This window comes from Pseudonocardia pini, assembly GCF_013870575.1.
Taxonomy (GTDB): domain Bacteria; phylum Actinomycetota; class Actinomycetes; order Mycobacteriales; family Pseudonocardiaceae; genus Pseudonocardia; species Pseudonocardia pini.
In genome coordinates, this window is the sequence record NZ_JACBXB010000814.1 from 1 (window position 1) to 2,404 (window position 2,404).

Consider the following 2,404-nt stretch of genomic DNA (forward strand, 5'->3'; position numbering starts at 1 on the left):
TGACCTGGGCGACCACTCTGGTCGTGCAGACCCAGCCCACCCGGACCGATCTCGCGACGCACCGCCGCACCCTCGCCGTCGCCGCGGAGGCCCGGGCCCGGTACGCGGAACCGATGGCGGCACGGCAGCCCGGTTAGGCAGGATGGCGGGGTGACGATTGCCGACGACCGCACCCGCAGCGGACTCGACCTGCGCTGGGTCGACACCGCGACCCGCCCGCAGGACGACCTCTTCACGCACGTCAACGGCAAGTGGTTGGCAGGCCACGTGATCCCGGACGACCGGGCGCAGGACGGCGCGTTCCGCGACCTGCGCGACCGGGCGGAGGAGGACGTCCGCGCGATCGTCGAGGGCGCGGCCGCCGCCGAGGGCCCCGAGGCCCGCCAGATCGCCGACCTCTACGCGGCGTTCATGGACACCGAACGCATCGAGGAGCAGGGGACCGCGCCGCTGCAGCCGCTGCTGGCGGAGATCGCCGCGGCGACCGACAAGGCCGAGCTGGCGGCGGTGCTCGGCGCGCGGCAGCGACAGGGCCGGGCCGCGCTGTTCGGCGCCTTCGTCGGGACCGACGCGAAGGACTCCTCCCGCTACCTCGTGCACCTCTCGCAGGCCGGGCTGGGCCTGCCGGACGAGTCGTACTACCGCGAGGAGCAGTACGCCGAGATCCGCGCGGCCTACCTCACGCACCTGGCCAGGCTCGCGTCGCTCGTCGGGCTGGAGGATGTCTCGGCCACGGTCATGGACCTCGAGACGCAGCTCGCGGCGATCTCGTGGGACCGGGTGACCAACCGGGACGCCGAGAAGACCTACACACTCATGACCTGGCCCGCGGTGCAGGCCAACGCGCCCGAGTTCGACTGGGCGCCCTGGTACGCGGCGCTGCGGGCGCCGGAGGGCTCGTTCGACGAGGTCGTCGTGCGGCAGCCCGCGTTCGTGCTCGCGGCGGCCCGGCTCTGGCGCGACCTCCCGCTGGAGCAGTGGAAGGCCTGGCTCTCGGTCCGGGTCGCCTCCGCCTGCGCGGACTACCTGTCGGACGCCGTCGTCGAGGAGGACTTCGACTTCTACGGCCGCACGCTGTCCGGCACGCCCGCGCTGCGCGAGCGGTGGAAGCGCGGGGTGTCCGTGGTGGAGGGCGCCGTCGGCGAGGCGGTCGGGAAGCTCTACGTGCAGCGGCATTTCCCGGCCTCGTCGAAGGAGCGGATGGTCGAGCTCGTCGCGAACCTCGTCGAGGCCTACCGGCAGAGCATCTCCACACTGGACTGGATGTCGCCGGAGACCCGCGAGCGGGCGCTGGAGAAGCTCGGCAAGTTCCGGCCGAAGATCGGCTACCCGGACAGGTGGCGGGACTACTCCACGCTCTCGGTGTCCGCGGACGACCTGCTCGGCACCATGCTGCGCGCGGCCGAGTGGGACTTCGACTTCGACCTCGCGCGGATCGGCGGCCCCGTCGACAAGGACGAGTGGCTGATGACCCCGCAGACGGTCAACGCCTACTACCACCCGCGGATGAACGAGATCGTGTTCCCGGCCGCGATCCTGCAGCCGCCGTTCTTCGACCCGGAGGCGGACGACGCGGCCAACTACGGCGGCATCGGCGCGGTCATCGGGCACGAGATCGGGCACGGGTTCGACGACCAGGGCTCGCGCTACGACGGCGACGGCAACATGACCGACTGGTGGGAGACCGCGGACCGGGCGGAGTTCGACCAGCGCAGCAAGGCGCTCATCGACCAGTACTCCGGGCTCTCCCCCGCCGGCCTGCCCGAGCACAAGGTCAACGGCGCGCTGACCGTCGGCGAGAACATCGGCGACCTCGGCGGCCTGACCATCGCGATCAAGGCGTACAAGATCGCGACGGCGGGCTCGGACGCCCCGGTCCTGGACGGGTTCACCGGGCTGCAGCGGGTGCTGGTCGGCTGGGCGCAGGTGTGGCGGGCCGCGACCCGGGACGCGGAGGCGGTCCGCAGGCTCGCCGTCGACCCGCACTCCCCGCCGGACCTGCGCTGCAACGCCGTGGTGACCAACCTGGACGCCTTCCACGAGGCGTTCTCCGTCGCCGAGTCCGACGCGCTCTACACCGCCCCCGAGGCCCGCGTCCGCATCTGGTGACCTGTGAGCGGCGATGGTCGCCATAGCGACCATCGCCGCTCACGACCTCAGGGGACCAGCACGTACTTCCCCGTGACGCCGCGCTCGGCGTAGCGGCGCAGCACCGCGCCCGCCTCGGCGAGTGGCGCGACGGTGGGGCGCGGCGGGTGCAGCTCGTCCCGGGCGATCCGGCCGAGGACGTCCGCGAGGAGCTCGGCGTTGCCCTCCGGCCCACCGACCTCCCGCGCCCAGTCCCCCCAGTCGACCCCGACCACCGCGCGGTTGCGCAGCAGCACGATGTTGGCGGGCAGCCGCG

General features: G+C 72.8%; 1 protein-coding gene and 1 pseudogene. One reads left to right on the forward strand and one right to left on the reverse strand.

Going from position 1 to position 2,404, the window contains the following annotated elements; translation table 11 throughout:
- Positions 1-150: 150 nt before the first annotated feature.
- Entirely contained in the window at positions 151-2,109 is a 1,959-nt protein-coding gene (locus tag H5J29_RS29370) for a M13 family metallopeptidase (protein WP_181784225.1), read from the forward strand.
- 47 nt (positions 2,110-2,156) lie between these two features.
- Here the strand turns inward: H5J29_RS29370 and H5J29_RS29375 are convergent.
- Positions 2,157-2,404, reverse strand: a pseudogene (locus tag H5J29_RS29375) (NADPH:quinone oxidoreductase family protein); the annotation flags it as partial.